At 48.4% G+C, this 15,497-nt stretch carries 16 protein-coding genes; 2 read left to right on the top strand and 14 right to left on the bottom strand.

Going from position 1 to position 15,497, the window contains the following annotated elements:
• Positions 1 to 47: 47 nt before the first annotated feature.
• Positions 48 to 326, bottom strand: a complete 279-nt coding sequence (locus HP399_RS08050; protein WP_173618797.1) for a hypothetical protein — start codon at positions 324 to 326, stop codon at positions 48 to 50.
• 1,097 nt (positions 327 to 1,423) lie between these two features.
• On the opposite strand from HP399_RS08050, the gene HP399_RS08045 reads away from it, so the two are divergent.
• On the top strand, positions 1,424 to 2,494 hold the full coding sequence (locus HP399_RS08045; protein ID WP_173618798.1) for an SDR family oxidoreductase: 1,071 nt from the start codon (positions 1,424 to 1,426) through the stop codon (positions 2,492 to 2,494).
• Between the two features lie 65 nt (positions 2,495 to 2,559).
• Here HP399_RS08045 and HP399_RS08040 read toward each other — a convergent pair whose 3' ends face one another.
• The 11 genes from HP399_RS08040 to HP399_RS07990 form a co-directional block, all read right to left on the bottom strand.
• Positions 2,560 to 2,931 (bottom strand): winged helix-turn-helix transcriptional regulator, encoded by a 372-nt coding sequence (locus HP399_RS08040; protein WP_173618799.1) that lies wholly within the window; start codon positions 2,929 to 2,931, stop codon positions 2,560 to 2,562.
• 176 nt (positions 2,932 to 3,107) lie between these two features.
• Entirely contained in the window at positions 3,108 to 3,989 is an 882-nt protein-coding gene (locus tag HP399_RS08035) for a LysR family transcriptional regulator (protein WP_173618800.1), read from the bottom strand.
• A gap of 130 nt (positions 3,990 to 4,119) precedes the next feature.
• The gene (locus HP399_RS08030) at positions 4,120 to 5,088 is read right to left on the bottom strand and encodes a threonine ammonia-lyase (RefSeq protein ID WP_173618801.1); all 969 of its coding nucleotides are present in this window, start codon (positions 5,086 to 5,088) and stop codon (positions 4,120 to 4,122) included.
• A 16-nt stretch (positions 5,089 to 5,104) separates the two neighbouring features.
• On the bottom strand, positions 5,105 to 6,250 hold the full coding sequence (locus HP399_RS08025; protein ID WP_173618802.1) for a M20 metallopeptidase family protein: 1,146 nt from the start codon (positions 6,248 to 6,250) through the stop codon (positions 5,105 to 5,107).
• Between the two features lie 16 nt (positions 6,251 to 6,266).
• A complete protein-coding gene (locus tag HP399_RS08020; protein WP_173618803.1) occupies positions 6,267 to 7,682 on the bottom strand; it encodes a YfcC family protein in 1,416 nt (471 codons plus the stop codon).
• Positions 7,683 to 7,793: 111 nt separating this feature from the next.
• Positions 7,794 to 8,915: an aminotransferase gene (locus tag HP399_RS08015; RefSeq protein ID WP_173618804.1), complete on the bottom strand. Its 1,122-nt coding sequence runs from the start codon at positions 8,913 to 8,915 to the stop codon at positions 7,794 to 7,796.
• Positions 8,916 to 8,950: 35 nt separating this feature from the next.
• The gene (locus HP399_RS08010) at positions 8,951 to 10,000 is read right to left on the bottom strand and encodes an ornithine cyclodeaminase family protein (RefSeq protein WP_173618805.1); all 1,050 of its coding nucleotides are present in this window, start codon (positions 9,998 to 10,000) and stop codon (positions 8,951 to 8,953) included.
• 130 nt (positions 10,001 to 10,130) lie between these two features.
• Positions 10,131 to 10,862, bottom strand: a complete 732-nt coding sequence (locus HP399_RS08005; protein ID WP_173618806.1) for an IclR family transcriptional regulator — start codon at positions 10,860 to 10,862, stop codon at positions 10,131 to 10,133.
• 27 nt (positions 10,863 to 10,889) lie between these two features.
• Complete coding sequence (locus HP399_RS08000) at positions 10,890 to 11,579, bottom strand: amino acid ABC transporter permease (protein ID WP_173618807.1); 690 nt, start codon at positions 11,577 to 11,579, stop codon at positions 10,890 to 10,892.
• Between the two features lie 64 nt (positions 11,580 to 11,643).
• Positions 11,644 to 12,456 (bottom strand): ABC transporter substrate-binding protein, encoded by an 813-nt coding sequence (locus HP399_RS07995; protein ID WP_173618808.1) that lies wholly within the window; start codon positions 12,454 to 12,456, stop codon positions 11,644 to 11,646.
• Between the two features lie 41 nt (positions 12,457 to 12,497).
• Entirely contained in the window at positions 12,498 to 13,220 is a 723-nt protein-coding gene (locus HP399_RS07990) for an amino acid ABC transporter ATP-binding protein (RefSeq protein WP_173618809.1), read from the bottom strand.
• Between the two features lie 213 nt (positions 13,221 to 13,433).
• Between HP399_RS07990 and HP399_RS07985 the strand changes: the two genes are divergently transcribed.
• Complete coding sequence (locus HP399_RS07985) at positions 13,434 to 14,033, top strand: hypothetical protein (protein ID WP_173618810.1); 600 nt, start codon at positions 13,434 to 13,436, stop codon at positions 14,031 to 14,033.
• A gap of 140 nt (positions 14,034 to 14,173) precedes the next feature.
• Here the strand turns inward: HP399_RS07985 and HP399_RS07980 are convergent, their stop codons facing one another.
• A complete protein-coding gene (locus HP399_RS07980; RefSeq protein ID WP_173618811.1) occupies positions 14,174 to 14,725 on the bottom strand; it encodes a riboflavin biosynthesis intermediates N-glycosidase in 552 nt (183 codons plus the stop codon).
• A gap of 21 nt (positions 14,726 to 14,746) precedes the next feature.
• The gene (locus HP399_RS07975; protein WP_173618812.1) at positions 14,747 to 15,490 is read right to left on the bottom strand and encodes a YwqG family protein; all 744 of its coding nucleotides are present in this window, start codon (positions 15,488 to 15,490) and stop codon (positions 14,747 to 14,749) included.
• Positions 15,491 to 15,497 lie beyond the last annotated feature (7 nt).

The raw sequence follows: 15,497 nt of genomic DNA, 5'->3' as shown, positions 1-15,497 counted from the left end.
GTGCTTGGAACACTACTCTTCTTTTCCTGATAACCAGACGTCCTATATTAGTCTATGTATCCAGCGATTCCTTTTTTAATCAAGTATTCCATCTCTACATCCAGAATCTTCTCGACGGTGATCTCATCCAGCTTCACATCTGACTTACCCATGATGTAATCTACGAGATCATCAAAATCAACGTCGACATCACCTTTTGCATCTGCCTTCGCACTGTTCATGTACGCTTGCTCATGCTTGAGTACGATCATGATTTTTTGCGGGTCTACTTTTGTTTTGGAAGCTAAATGCAAAACGAGTTCGGTTTCGTTTACTTGCTTACTCATTTGTTGTCATCTCCTATTTCTCTTACCTTCTGTCATTTTACAATATCATTGCCGTTCCACACAAAAATGAAAGAAATAAAAATTATATCACGCAAACAACCCTCGCTCTAGAGGTTCAGGAAGAAAATATTGTTTCCAAGAGACAATTTGCCCCTACATTCAGTTCTTATGTTTTCCAACTTGCTATTGGGAATATCATGTTTATGCAAAGTAAATAATTATCCTGACTTTATGGGCTACCACCAACATTTTAACGAAAAATATACGCTAAGCACGTTCAGGCGCATTAAAAGCAGATTTATCCTACTCTAAGCGGAATGTCCACTAAACATCATTAGCAGTCATCAAGCTGTTGAAAGTAGGCTTGTTATGTCCGCTAATGCTAAGCGTATCAAACAGTTACATGTTGGATCTACCCCTATATAAAGGAGATGAATTCATTGGAAAATAACAACAACAGCAATAACAGCGGCTCGGGGAAACCGGATCCAAAGTCAGAGCCTTCGACAGGGTCTACGACACCTCCGTCACCGGAGCCTGGAGGAGGTACAATACCGACACCGCCTCGATAATAGTCCACAGATGAACAAAACACGCTTTTTGTTCATTTGTAACCGTTCTAAGCATGAAAGGAGCCTCTGGGGGCTCCTTTCATTATTTAATCCATATTCTTCCGACTGGCGAACATCAAAGCGTTCGTAAATGTAGTCTCGAAATAGCCCCAATTTGGTCTTACCCCTGTCCAGTAGACAGTTTGAAACAAACCATCCTCTAGGTGTTCGTTGAAAAATAAGTTATAGACTAAGCCTAATACATGAAACAGCGACGACTTAAGACCTGAAAATAAAGTCTTAGACTCGCCGCTGTTTTTATGTTTAGTCGCCGTAAAACTTACCATTACTGATCTACTGTTCTCCTCGCTGTCTGTAACGGCAAGCTTTAGAGGCGAATTCGGCAGGAATCGCTTTTGGCCCACCATGTCTTAATTTCAAGTCCTATGTTACTTTCAAGTGCGTATATGAGTTCAAAGTGCGTACTTCTTAATTCCCCTCTTCTATCTCATAATAATCGTCAGAGGAAGAGGAGGAGAAAGCCCTATGAAACCAGATAAAACCGAAGCAATAAAAACCGCTCTTGTCGTTGGAGCCAATGGTGTGATCGGACGGAATCTCATCGATTATCTGATGACGCTCCCTGAGTGGAATATCATTGGAGTGTCAAGACGTGGCGGAGAAGACTCCCACAAGTTGCGATATGTAGCGGTCGATTTGCTTAATGAAAAGGAAGCCCACGAGAAGCTGGGCAATCTAACCGAAGTCACCCATATTTTCTACGCTGCATATCAAGACCGCCCTACGTGGGCAGAACTGGTTACTCCCAACCTGTCCATGCTCGTAAACGTGGTCAATGCGATCGAAACGGCCGCCCCAAACCTGCAACATGTCAGTCTTATGCAAGGCTACAAAGTGTACGGCGCGCATCTTGGTCCTTTCAAGACGCCCGCACGGGAAACCGACGCCAATCATATGCCTCCCGAGTTCAACATTGACCAGCAGCAGTTCCTCGAACGTCGACAACCGGGAAGCAGTTGGACTTGGTCGGCCCTACGTCCGTCGGTCGTTTGCGGGTTTGCTTTGGGCAATCCAATGAATCTGGCGATGGTTATTGCGATTTATGCTTCCATGTCTAAGGAACTCGGCTTGCCACTCCGCTTTCCCGGGAAACCGGGAGCTTACCATAGCCTGCTGGAAATGACTGATGCAAGCTTGCTAGCTCGTGCGACGGTCTGGGCGGCAACTGACGCACGCTGCGCGAATCAGGCTTTTAATATCACGAACGGTGACCTTTTCCGATGGAACGAGCTTTGGCCGAAGATCGCCGCTTTTTTTGAAATTGAGACTGCCCCGCCATTACCGATGTCTTTAGAAGTCGTCATGGCAGACAAGGAAGCGCTGTGGTGTTCCATGGTGGAGAAATATGACTTGGTGAATAACAGCTATAAGGACGTTTCTTCTTGGCGGTTCGGGGATTTCGTGTTCGCTTGGGATTACGACTTTTTTGCCGACGGCTCGAAAGCACGCCGTTTCGGCTTCCATGACTTCGTTGATACGGAGAAGATGTTTATGGATATCTTTGAAGACTTCCGCCAGCGCAAGGTGATTCCTTAATAATTTCAGGACGATACCCATACCCAACATGCCGGTTCCTCATATGCAGGGATCGGTTTTTTACCTTATGTGTCCGATTGCGGCGGCTTGAAAAGGACCATGCCCTTATCGCCGTATACCCTTTCAATATGCGTATCGCCCCATCTGCACATGAGATGAAGGATGTCTTTCAGGCTCCAGCCATAGTCCGTCAACTCATACTCGACCTTCGGCGGCACCTGGTTATAAGAAATACGGGCCACGATTCCATCCTCCACTAGTTCCCCTAACTGCTGGGTCAGCACTTTTTGCGTTACGGCAGGAATCAGGTGCATCAACTCACCATTACGCTTCTTGCCGAACGTGAGGTGAAACAAAATGACTGGCTTCCACTTGCCTCCAATCACTTCAAGAATCGCTTCAACGGCGGTGTTGTAGATTTTAATCGGTTCTTGCATGGCCTCGGACCCGCCTCCCTATGGTTCACTGTGCTTGATGTTAAACGAAACTGCCCGTTACTTCAACGGAAAACGACAGCCGATCGTCTTGCGGCTGCCGTCATTTGGAAAAAACGAAACCGTTTTTCCCAGCTTCTTTACTTTTGAGGGACTTCTTAGACAGCCCCTTGTCATGACTACTCTTCTCTTACCGATAACCAAACGTCTTTGACCAGTTCCATGAAGGTCTGGATCGCAGGCTCTTCTCTTCGGCGTTCCAAACAGACTAGCGATGTTTCTGCTTTCTTGGAAAAGCGGAACAACTCGATCAGTTCGCCTGTTTGCAGTTCTTTTTCCACGAGAACCTTACTGAGCAGGGCTATGCCTGTTTGATTCAGGACTGATCGTTTGATGGTTTCTTCACTGCTGCATTTAATGACAGAGGGTGGGATGTAGTTTAATTCCAACAGGCATTGGGTAATAAATTCATCGAGATTGCACCCCTCCTGATAGGACAAAAAGGGGAAGGTCACAAGTGCGTCTGCCAATGTTTTGTCCTTCATCAAATCAGGAGAAGCAATCAGGGTGAATTGTTCTAAGTCTACCATGCTCGAGTGGATACCCGGTTGCAAAGTGGTGCCCGCAATGATCCCAATATCTGCCTCGTGGTCCTGAATTTTCTTCAACGTCTCCTGACTGGTACAAGAAATTACCTGCAGATTTACCTGTGGGTGTGTTTCCACATACACCTTCAGAATTTGGGGCATGTATTGGATGCAATAAAATTCTGGGGCCGCCACGACCAGCGGTCCTACAGGCATGTCTAAGTGATTAAGTCCCTCCGCCATGTGCTGGAGAACGTAGAACAGCTGATCCGTATGCTGCTTCACAATTTTTCCGGCCGGTGTCAAAAACGTGCGCTTGCCTACCCGATTGAGCAAAGGATGACCCAGCTCACGCTCCAACGCTTGAATCTGGAGCGTAATCGTAGGCTGGCTGTATCCGAGTTGCTCTGCAGCTTTCGTCAAGTTCAAATGCTCGGCAACGACCTGAAATGTCTTCAGATTGCGTAACTCCATAATTGATTTTCCACTCCCTCACCGAACGACACCGTTTCCTCGTGTATGTGCATGTTCAAAAAGACGACTTATTGAACAAACTTTGTTAGAAAAAGTGTAGCCGAGAGTGGCTCTATGTTCAACCGATTCCCTATGCGTGCTTCCCTATGATCCCCGCCAGCTTGCCAGCATCTACATTACTGCCGCTCACAATCGTCAGCACCTTTTTCCCTACCAGATCGGGTACCGTTCCCTGCATGAGTGCAGCGATACCTACCGCCCCTGAGCCTTCCACCATCAGGTGATGCTCTTTTGCCAGCCAGCTCATCGCTTGCGCAACATGTTCTTCCTCCACGAGCAGGAAGTCATCGACGATTTGCAGAGCCAAGTCCAGGTTACCTTGGGTGATTCCCCCATGAAGACCGTCCGCAAGCGAATCACTGTATACCACATCCGCCAAGCGCTTTTCGCGGAACGAATAATACCATGGTGGAGACGCATGTGTCTGAATCCCAATCACCATCACATCCGGATTGATTGCCTTTGCTGCGAGCGCGACTCCACAAATTAACCCTCCGCCGCCAGCAGGTACGAGAATGACGTCAAAATCCGGCTCTTCCAAAAGAGCTTCCAGGGCTGCCGTTCCTTGCCCTGCTATGATCGCATTGTCTTCAAAGGCGTGAACGAACGTGCGCCCTGTTTCTTTCGCCAGCTCATAGGCATGGCTTTCTGCGTCATCATAGCTGTCTCCATACACGACCAACTCCGCACCGTAGCGCTTGATGCCCGCTTTTTTGGTCTCGGGAGCTGTTTTTGGCACGACGATCAGGGCCGACGCGCCTTTTAACGAAGCCGCATACGCGACACCTTGTGCATGATTTCCTGCTGAAGCGGTAATAACGCCCCGAGCCAGCTCCTCTTCCGTCAAAGATGCGATTTTGTTAAGCGCACCGCGCGCCTTGAATGATCCTGTTTTCTGCTGGCATTCCAGCTTCATCCATACATCAGCATCTGCGATGGCAGACAGCGCGGGTGATGAAATTAACGGGGTATGGATAACCTGTCCCTTGAGATTCTTGTGAGCTTTTACAATATCGAGAAAGGATACAGACAACGACATGAACTACTCCCCCTTGTTAAAATCTTTTCACTAATTGAATCAATAGTTCAACAGCAGTCGGAATAACATCCTCATCAATGTCAAACCGCGGATGATGGTGGGGATAGCTGCTCTTTTCTCCACGCATTCCTATAAAAATAAAACTGCCAGGCTTGCGCTCCAAATAGTAAGAAAAGTCCTCACCACCCATAACCGGCTCCACATCAGCAAGACTGCTCTCGCCAAATTGCTCGGCTACGACGTCAGCAACGAATCGGCTCATCCGCTCATCGTTGACAACAGGCGGCGTCCCCCAATCTACCATGACTTCGGCAGCTGCGCCCCATGCCGAACACAATGCTCCAATCGTCTGCTTCAGCTCGCGAGCCAAGAGTTGCCTCGTCTTTTCTGACTGCGCCCGCAGTGTTCCATATAAAACGGCCTGATTCGGGATGATATTATAGGTAGAGCCAGCTTCCATCCGGCAGATGGAAATCACCGCAGGTTCGATCGGATTGACACAGCGCGCTATGATTCCTTGTACCGCGTTAATCACCTGACTGGCCACATAGATCGGATCGACTGTTTCGTGCGGCATCGAGCCGTGTCCTCCACGTCCGGTTATGACAATGCGCAGGTCATCAGCTGACGCCATCATCGCGCCCATACTGATTCCGATCTTTCCTTTCTCAAGAGGCTGCCATAGATGCAGCCCAAAGACAGCGTCCACATCATCAATCGTACCTTGACGGACGATAGCTTGCGCTCCACTAGGGAGCATTTCTTCTGAGGATTGAAATAGAAAAAGCACATTTGGTGCTACGTCCGCGCGGTTTTCCGAGAGCCATTTGGCTGCTGCTAGCAAAATGGCCGTATGTCCATCATGACCGCATACATGAGCGACACCTTCATTTTTCGAGAGATACGGCTTCTCTCCACCTTCAACGATCGGTAGTGCATCCATATCCGCCCTTAACGCAATGGTTTTCTTTCCATCCGTCCCCCGCAAAATGCCGACCACATTCGGCGGCTCACATGGGATCAGTTCAATTTTCCATTCCTGTAAATACTTCCGAACATAGGCCGCTGTCTGATACTCCTGACCAGACAGCTCTGGATATTGATGCAAGTATCGCCGTTCACTGATGGCCCATTTTGCAAGAATTGGTGTGCAAAGTGCCATTCATGATCTCCTCCCGTCAATATGGTCCATAACCAATCAGATGCGCAACTACGACAGCGACTGTCGCAATCCCGTATTGCATCACAATCAGCGGCATAATCCATTTCATCCAACGCAACCACGGGATACCAGCCAAGGCCAAACCAGCCATGAAATAGCCTGATGTCGGAATAAAAATATTGGATATGCCATCTCCGAACTGATAGGCAAGAACCGCGGTTTGACGCGTAACGCCAACTAATTCTGCCAAAGGCGCCATGATCGGCATGGTCAAAGCAGCCATTCCACTGCCGGACGGAACAATAAAGCTGATCACGCTTTGGAGGATGAGCATGCCAAACGCTGTAAGTGCACTAGGCAATTGATTCAAGACACCAGCAGAATAGTAAAGAATCGTATCTAGTATGTGACCGTCATTAAGCACCACAACAACTGCCCGTGCAACTCCAATGACCAAGGCCCCGGCTATCAGGCCAGCAGCACCTTTCATGAAGTTGTCTACCATTTCGTTGATGCCGAGTCTTCCCACGATTCCGATGATGATGCCCAGCAATAGAAAGATTCCGGATAGCTCAGTAAGATACCAGCCATATTGAATGACACCAAAGACCAACACGACAAAGTTGAGAACAAAGCAAGCCAAGATTCCTTTATGTCTAGCCGTCAACTTCAAATCTTCACGCAAAAGCTCCGCCGTGTTTTTCCCTTCAAACAATCCGAAGAAGCCCTGCGAACGGTCTTTTTTGACTTTCAACGCATACCGCAGGACGAATGCAGTCGATACGAAGTACATCACGACAAAAACAGTAATTCGATAACCCATTCCCGAAAAAGTGGGCAGCTCGGCGATGCCTTGGGCAACCCCCACCGTAAACGGATTCATTAGTGCAGATGTAAAACCGACCGACGCTCCTACCAGTACAATGGCAGCACCAGTCATTGCATCAAAACCAAGAGCAATCGCCAGCGGAATCATGATCGCAATGTAGGGTAATGTTTCTTCAGCCATTCCCATGAGCGAGCCTCCTGCCGCAAAAAACAGCATCATGATTGGAATCAGCCACTTCTCTTGATTCCTGAGTAGACGCGATAGTGTGACTATGAGAGCTTCAATCGCGCCAGTAGCCGTTAAAATACCGAATGTTCCGCCAATTGTTAATACAAAAAAGATAATGCCTGAGGCTTCCACCAAACCGGTATGCACGCTGTTTACCAGTCCGAGTGGCTTGACTGGAGATGATTCGATCCACTGAAACGACTGTGGATCAATGACACTCCTGCCGTTTACCTCGACTCGTCCGTATTCTCCAGCAGGCAAAATGTACGTCAGGATGACCGCAATCGCAATCACGGCAAAAAGTAACGCGAACACATTGACTTCCCACAGCTTCCTCTGTTTTTTCGACTGCAAATCCACATTAAGCTGACTCATGATATCCCCCCAGTTAGGTATCGTGATCAGAAATGCCAGAATGCTAGAATACTAGGATAAGAGTGCCTCTTTTCTTCCACCGAAGAGACACTCCCTCTCCCACTTTATCCCTTATTTGCGTGACTCCAAAAACTCCGATACTTTTGATAGACCTACTTGAAGCACTTCCGTCGAGCAGGCGTACCCGATTCGTAACCACCCTTCCATGTCGAAGCAACTGCCTGGTGTCAAAAACGCCCCTGTCGTTTTAAACAGGTCAATGCAAAACGCTTCCGAAGGGATATCCAGCTCGTACTTCAGCATTGCGGTTGTTCCTGCCTGCGGCTTGACGTAAGAGACCAGCGGCTCCTTCGCTACCCACTCATCGAGAATCTGTAGATTGTCCCGCACGATCTTTAGGTTGCGCTCCATAATCTTGTCACGGTTTTTCAGTGCATGGACAGCCAGCATGTCATCCAGCATTCCGCAGCTGATGGTGGTGTAATCGCGGTGCTGGAAGCAGCTCTTGATCACATCCTGAGGCGCTGCAATCCATCCCAGACGCAAGCCCGCCAATGAAAATACTTTGGACATGCTACTTGTCGCAATCCCTTTTTCGTACAAGTCGACGATAGATGGCACCACAACCTCCAGGTCTTGGTGCAAATTTCGATACACCTCGTCACACAGCAGGTAGGCATCAACGGAGCGGGCGATTTCTACGATTTCTCGCAGCAACCCTTCACCCATCAAAGCTCCGGATGGATTGTTCGGATTGTTGATACAGATCAGCTTGGTCTTGTCTGTAACGAGCGAGCGCAGCTCATCCAGATCAGGCAGAAAATCATTTTCCGGTAAAAGTCTGAGCAGCTTGACATGCGCTCCGAACGACTCCGGTACCGAATAAATTTGCTGATACGTCGGATGAACGGTAATGACTTCGTCACCAGGCGCAACGAGCGAGAACAAGGTAAGAAAATTCGCTCCGATTGCCCCGTTCATCGCCAAAATATTGTCCGGCTTCATCGTCTGATACATACTCGCGACGAGGCTACGGAATTCCGGCGAACCCTCGATATGACCGTACGTTAGCTTCTTCTGGGCGATCTCGCGGAAAAAATCTTCCGGCTCATCGGAAAGGCGAATCAACTCTTCTACCGTCAGCGAATCGACGCATGTTTCGGCAATGTTGTAAACGGCCTCCATCTCGTAGGCATTCATCCATTCTTCTACTTTAAAGGGTGCAATTCTCATAGGTCGTTCCTCTCCTTATGTTCTAGCTTTCTTTTCTACAGATCGACAATCGTACCTACGCCCCGCTTATCCGCTACTTTCAAAATGTGGTTAGCCGTCAGCAAATCCTGGAGCGCGATACCCGTGCTATCAAAAATCGTGATCTCTTCTGTGCTCTGTCTTCCACCTGCAAGTCCGAGGATCACATTGCCGATCTCCGCTTCAATATCGCTCTCTGCTATCAACCCTTTTTTTACAGCTACCTTCGTCTCTCCCACACGTACTGCCTGCCCGATATCATCCACAAAGACGCGCGCTTTTGTAAAAAGCCGTTCATCGATCTCCTGTTTTCCTTCCATATCTGCCCCGATGCAGGTGATATGCGTCCCCGGCTTCACCCACTCCTCTTGGATCATTGGTTCACGTGAAGGGGTTGCCGTAATAATGATGTCTGCTTGCCTTGTCGCTTCTTCGAGGTTGTCCACCGAGATAAACTTCACGTCACAACGGCTTGCATACCCCTCGTACTCTTCTCCCGTATACTTGGAGACGAATTTGGTTATCAACTTATCTTTGATTTTGGCGGCAAAGCTTTGCGCCTTTTCTGGTGATCGCGGATTGCAAATGTACACCCGCTTGATCTGCTTCATCGTCATCAAGGTCGCCATGATTTGAAAAGGAGCCTGGTGCCCCGTCCCTACTATCAACAGGTTCTCTGATTCAGGGTGTGCCAAATATTTTGCACCGATACCACCTGCGGCTCCCGTGCGCATGCAAGTAATGTGCTCTCCACTCAAAATCCCCTGCGGTACGCCAGTTTGGCTGTCCAATACCATCACCGTACCAACTAATTGCGGCAGGCCTTTCTTGTCATTGTCACCGAACCACGAGACGAGCTTGAGTCCAAATATATCGGCTTGTGGCAAATGACCGGATTTGATATCCATGTCGGCTCTACCTTCTACGAACTCATGAAAAATGAGCGGAAACAACGTCGCCTGCTGACTCGATTTCATTTGATAGGCTTGCTCGACCACTTCAATCACGCTGGCCATATCCAGCACATCTTCCGTGGTTTCCTGATTTATGACGCGAAATGGAAACATGTCTATCTCCCCTCTCCACTGTTTCTTTCACACTAACACAGTTCTTCAGGGCGAAAAAATTGAAAGATCCAATGGTTACTATTAAAAAAAGCAAACCCTCCACCAACAGATGCTGGAATGGAGGGTTTGCTTATGCTCCGCCGATTCTTGCCGAAATCGTCGTAGCTTGGCGTTTCACTTTTTCGATGAGTAGGGGCAATCGATCTTCTGTCACCCGAAAGCACGGGGCGTTGATCGAGAGCGCTCCGACGAGTTGATTTCCGTAGCCGATGATCGGAGCAGCGACTGCCATGGTGCCTTCCGTCTTCTCCTCGTAGCTGATCGCATAGCCACTTTTCTTGGCTTCGCTCAGCTGCTCCAAAAATGACGGCTGCTTGTCTGGCGCAAGCTGGGCGGAAACGACTCTTGTAATCGCATCCTGCTTTAAATACGCGAGAATGATTTTGCTAGGGGCACCGATTGTGAGAGGAATCCGCTCCCCTAGGTTCTCGTCTATGCGTATTTTCAGTGGACTTTCTACTTTTTCGATCGGCATCGAATCCGCTCCCGCCAATACGTTGAGGAAGATACTCTCCTCGACTTCATTTGCCAGCTCCTCCATGAAAGGTCTCGCTACAGCCCGCAGATTCAGCTTTTCATGCAGGATAAATCCGATTTCCATCCACGTATATCCCGGCTTGTAATGCTTGGTGACTGGGTCCTGCTCAACCAATCCGAACTGGATCATGGATTCGAGAAAACGGTGGAGCGTACTGATTGGTAGACCCGTTGCGCTCGCCAGCTCCGAAATCGGCCAAGCATGTTTTTCGTCTGAAATCAGTACCCGAATAATTTTCATCGCCCGTTCGACTGATTGAACCATCCTTCTTTCGTCCTCCATGACAAAAAGTTACGCTGCCACGCTACTATTGTCTTTCGTTTGTTTTTTGGGGGCTTTTCCTGTAGCCAGCCGCGCTTCCAGCTTGTTAACAAAATACGAGAAGATCATGATCAGTACGAGATAGTACAAACCGACAACCATGTACGTCTCGAGCTGCTTGTAGTTGGAAGCTGCTTCACCGAGACCGGTTCCCCATAAATCTTGCATCCCTACGTAGGCGACCAACGATGAATCCTTCAATCCGATAATAAATTGATTGCCAAGCGATGGGATCGCCCGACGGAACGCCTGCGGTAAAATGATTCTGCGCATCGCCAACGGGTACGACATTCCGAGTGACCTAGACGCTTCCATTTGCCCGCGGTCGATTGACTGGATGGAGCCGCGGAAGATTTCCGCAATATACGCACCGTTATGAACGGCCAGCGCGATGGCCCCTGCCCAAAACTGCGACAGCGTGACCATATTCGCCAAGCCAAAGTACAGAATACAAATTTGTACGATCAATGGCGTTCCGCGAATGACGGTAATGTAGGTGTGCGCGATGTAGTTCAATGCTTTGGAATCGGATATCCGGAAAAAGGCGATGACAAGACCTACCACACAACCGAGCATCAGGGCAACTGCCGTTAACTGAACCGTGAGCCATGTCGCTTTAAGAAAAAGGGGATAACTGGATAGGAAAATATCAATGATCACGTTCAATCCTCCTCACATGAAGCGTTAAAAGGGGGGCGTCCATCACGGACACCCCGTTGCCCACTTACTGTTTTTGCAGGATATTGCGACCAAACCATTTTTGGCTGATCTTCTCATAGGTGCCGTCTTTGACAATCTCATCCATCGCCTTGTTAATCCGATCCACTGCCTCCTGGTCACCCAAGCGCACAGCAATCGCTTGCTCGTCAAAGCTGAGCGGTTCACCTACATCAATCACTTTTCCGCCGCCTTCTTTAATGAATCGCAAGCCAACTACCTGGTCCGTAATAACCGCATCGAGACGTCCTGTCGGCAGATCGAGCAAAGCGGTGATATCGCTATCATATTGAGTGATTTTGTCTTCATCGGTCAGCTTTTTCGCCCAATCCAAGTAGTTGGATGCTTTCACGACGCCGATCTTTTTGCCCTTCAAATCCTCTTTGCCCTTGATCGTTGTATTACCCTCTTGCACGAAAATTTGTGAACCGGAACGATAGTATGGATTGGTGAACAGAACGGCTTTTTGACGTTCTGGTGTGACGGTCAAGCTCCCAATGACAGCGTCGTATTTTTTCGCGTCCAGACCAGGGATGATCGTTTCGAATGGATTGGTGATCGGCATTGCGTTCATGCCCATTTTCTCTGCCAGCGCTTGTCCGATCTCTACATCAAAGCCAGTCAGTTGCCCGTTTTCCTTGAAGCTAAACGGCTTGTACACACCACTCATCGCGTACGTAAAATCTTTCTTTCCCCCGTCTCCAGAAGCTTGTCCACCTGTTGCCGGTGCACTTTCCTGTGATCCACAAGCAGAGAGCAACAACGAGCCTACTAGAACAGTGGACAACAAAATTCCGGACCATTTCGCACGTTTTTTCATTGGTGATTCCCCCTGTTTTTCATCTCTATATTTAGCGGATTTTACCGGATGCTGCCTAAAAACTGCTTGGTACGATCATGCTGCGGGTTTTCAAAGAATTCTCTCGGCGGTCCTTGCTCCAGGATTTGCCCATCGTGCATGAACACTGCCCGATCTGCTACTTCACGAGCGAACCCCATTTCATGCGTCACTACGATCATCGTCATTCCTTCTTTGGCGAGCTGCTTCATGACCTGTAGCACTTCACCAACAAGCTCGGGATCGAGTGCGGAGGTAGGCTCATCAAATAGCATGATTTTCGGTTTCATTGCCAGTGCCCGGGCGATGGCAACCCGCTGCTTTTGTCCACCGGAGAGCATGTCCGGGTAGACATCGGCCTTATCCTGCATATTCACTTTTTTCAGGAGCTCGTACGCTAATTGTTTGGCTTCTGCTGCATTCATCCCTTTGACGTGAACAGGTGCCTCGATCAAGTTTTCCAAAACGGTCTTGTGCGGAAACAGATTGAAGTGCTGAAAAACCATGCCGACCTCGGCGCGGAACTGATTCAGATTCGTCTTGTGTGGATCAATCTGCTGACCACCGATTCGAATTTCTCCGCTGTCATAAAATTCCAGAAAATTCAAACATCGGAGCAAAGTACTTTTACCTGAACCACTGGCTCCAAGCAAGACGACAACTTCCTTTTCTTCCACCGTGAGCGTAACGCCCTTCAACACGGTTAACGGGCCAAAAGATTTGACAAGCTGCTTAACCTCAATCATCCTGCTATCCCCCATTTATGTCCCGGATGAATTGCGTATTAGTTTTTCCGAATACCGGAAATGATTTCTGATTTAAATTATAATTATATATTTTCTGATATTCAAGAAAAATATGTTTTATTGAATAAATATTCATGATAGGAATATGGAATAGTTTTCCTTCCCGCGTGGAATGAATAAACGGGAGTGTTTTATACATCAAGGAGGACCGTGATGAAAGTAGCAACATACTTCTATGTAGGTCTCATCATTATTTTTCTGCTCTCCGCCTGTTCGCTGCCAGGTCCACAAGCAGCACCACTACCACAGCAAGCGGCTCCATCTGACCCTGAGCCGGAAGTGAAAAGACCGACAACCGATGAGATCAAAGGTCGAACCATAAACAATCAGTTCAAGGTGCCGATCCCGATCACCGAGACATTTTCGTTTACCATTCCTCCCTCTTGGACAGGAAATTACATCGTGGAGGAGTTCTCATCGACGACGAAGCGTCCCCCTCGCCAACAGCCACTGGAGGGCAAGCTGGATGTGCCGACGAAATACGAAGCGCATTTTATGTTCGCTCCTAATCAGCGAAAGGAAGGGCAATCCTCAATCCTCACCATTTTTGTCATGACGGTACCACATTGGAATCACCTGTCCAAAATGGAAGGACCTCCGCTGGGTGATGTACTAGCACAAACACATGGGCTCGTCTACGCTGTCTCCTTGCCCCAGTCCAATCCGTATGACCCCGCAACTCCAGACGGCAAGCTGTATGGGCAAATGGTCATGTCGCTTGATCAGGTAAAAAAAGCATTTTCCGTTCAGTAATAGAAAAAAGTGGTTGGCAGCGCAACGTCTGCTCAACCACTTTTTCGCGTAAAGACAAATAACTTCCCATCCGCGTTCAGCACTTGTGTCCCTATAGGAAACCTGCTCGACGGGTTCTTCTCCGATTTTGGTAATCTGGATCACGAACGCAGCTGCTCCCTGACTGCCATCAATGCAAAACCGAGCAAGTTTTCTCCCCGCCACTTTTCGGGCTGTTCTGCATGCGGATGATCTTGGGCCATCCCGATCCCCCATACCCGATCATAAGGACTCGCTTCGACAATAATGCGGTCACCTGTGTCCAAGAGGTAAGCTTTCAAATCGGCATGCTGGCTGAATTTTAATAGGTTTGCCTGGCGTACAATCGCCGTCTTGTTCGCATTCCACACAGTATCGTCAAAGGAATGAACCTTTCGTCCCAATTCCTTCGCTTGTTTTGGATGGTTCTTTCTGAGTATTTCATCACGGATGGCAAGATCACCGAACAGTTCAGCCTTTTTCGCCATCATGTAATGCTCAGCGGTCAAGTACGTGATGCCATCCTCTACAAAAGCAGCCGGATACCATTGGCTGAAGCATGATTTGTCGATAGTACCTGTCTCCTTCTGTGAATGTCCCCAAAAGAACAAGTATTTCACTCTGGTCTTTTGCGATTCTTTGAGTAAGCTTTGGACGTCATGTATGTGCTCCATCGTTGTATCCCCATCTTTCTTTTATAGACAATCCCATGTATACGAAACCTTTGAAAAATCCAGCCGAAGCAGATCCTCCCTGCGAACGAAGAAGTTGCCCACTCCGCTATCTCCCCACGAGACATAGTAATCGTAATTGTCGCCTTCCATATCAAGTTGAAGGAGCAGCTCCCAGCCATTCTGATTCACTTTTCCTTGGGTAAAGTAGGGATATCCTCCGATCCGAGACCCGCTTGCATCGGCGAGGTCCCAATATTTCGAGTAGGCCACTTCATCCTCGTCGGTAGGTAGCTGAAAATTCACCGCCTGTGGATCTCGATGAGGGACGTACTGCGACTCTAGCTTTCCTCTCAGTTTGTATGGCCCACCTAGTACCGGACTGTACACGTCAGGGTCCTCTGGTTGAAATGGGTCTATTTCCTGTGTGTCAATGACCTCTTCAAAATGAAGCACTTGAAAGGATTGGTCCATCAATCCGAACGTGTCATCCTCCTTGACAAAAAAACTGGTCAATCCACTAGCGGGGTAGCCATCGAGGCGTGGCATTTGCGCCCAGTTGATTTGTGCGATAAACAAGTAGTCGTTCCCATCTTCATCCTGTGGGTATGGCATTTGTGGCGGCAGCCAAGGCTTTCCGCCTACCTTGCTATCCGTTAAGGTAGCCGCTTCTTTCGTCAGTGTGAGCTTGATGGATGATTTTGCGGATGTTTGGATGTGTTCCAAAAACTCTGGGGTCCATTGGTTATTTGCATCTAAAAAGTTCATGAAAATC

Source organism: Brevibacillus sp. DP1.3A (assembly GCF_013284245.2).
Classification (GTDB): domain Bacteria; phylum Bacillota; class Bacilli; order Brevibacillales; family Brevibacillaceae; genus Brevibacillus.
This window is presented reverse-complemented; position numbering and strand designations above follow the sequence as displayed.

Bases quoted from the DNA above. Each gene is read 5' to 3' on its own strand.
- HP399_RS08005 (WP_173618806.1), bottom strand. From the start codon at position 10,862: ATGGTTCAATCAGTCGAACGGGCGATGAAAATTATTCGGGTACTGATT.
- HP399_RS08010 (WP_173618805.1), bottom strand. From the start codon at position 10,000: ATGTTTCCATTTCGCGTCATAAATCAGGAAACCACGGAAGATGTGCTG.
- HP399_RS07980 (WP_173618811.1), bottom strand. From the start codon at position 14,725: ATGGAGCACATACATGACGTCCAAAGCTTACTCAAAGAATCGCAAAAG.
- HP399_RS08025 (WP_173618802.1), bottom strand. From the start codon at position 6,250: ATGGCACTTTGCACACCAATTCTTGCAAAATGGGCCATCAGTGAACGG.
- HP399_RS08040 (WP_173618799.1), bottom strand. From the start codon at position 2,931: ATGCAAGAACCGATTAAAATCTACAACACCGCCGTTGAAGCGATTCTT.
- HP399_RS08015 (WP_173618804.1), bottom strand. From the start codon at position 8,915: ATGAGAATTGCACCCTTTAAAGTAGAAGAATGGATGAATGCCTACGAG.
- HP399_RS08035 (WP_173618800.1), bottom strand. From the start codon at position 3,989: ATGGAGTTACGCAATCTGAAGACATTTCAGGTCGTTGCCGAGCATTTG.
- HP399_RS07990 (WP_173618809.1), bottom strand. From the start codon at position 13,220: ATGATTGAGGTTAAGCAGCTTGTCAAATCTTTTGGCCCGTTAACCGTG.
- HP399_RS08020 (WP_173618803.1), bottom strand. From the start codon at position 7,682: ATGAGTCAGCTTAATGTGGATTTGCAGTCGAAAAAACAGAGGAAGCTG.
- HP399_RS08045 (WP_173618798.1), top strand. From the start codon at position 1,424: ATGAAACCAGATAAAACCGAAGCAATAAAAACCGCTCTTGTCGTTGGA.
- HP399_RS08030 (WP_173618801.1), bottom strand. From the start codon at position 5,088: ATGTCGTTGTCTGTATCCTTTCTCGATATTGTAAAAGCTCACAAGAAT.
- HP399_RS07995 (WP_173618808.1), bottom strand. From the start codon at position 12,456: ATGAAAAAACGTGCGAAATGGTCCGGAATTTTGTTGTCCACTGTTCTA.
- HP399_RS07975 (WP_173618812.1), bottom strand. From the start codon at position 15,490: ATGAACTTTTTAGATGCAAATAACCAATGGACCCCAGAGTTTTTGGAA.
- HP399_RS08050 (WP_173618797.1), bottom strand. From the start codon at position 326: ATGAGTAAGCAAGTAAACGAAACCGAACTCGTTTTGCATTTAGCTTCC.
- HP399_RS07985 (WP_173618810.1), top strand. From the start codon at position 13,434: ATGAAAGTAGCAACATACTTCTATGTAGGTCTCATCATTATTTTTCTG.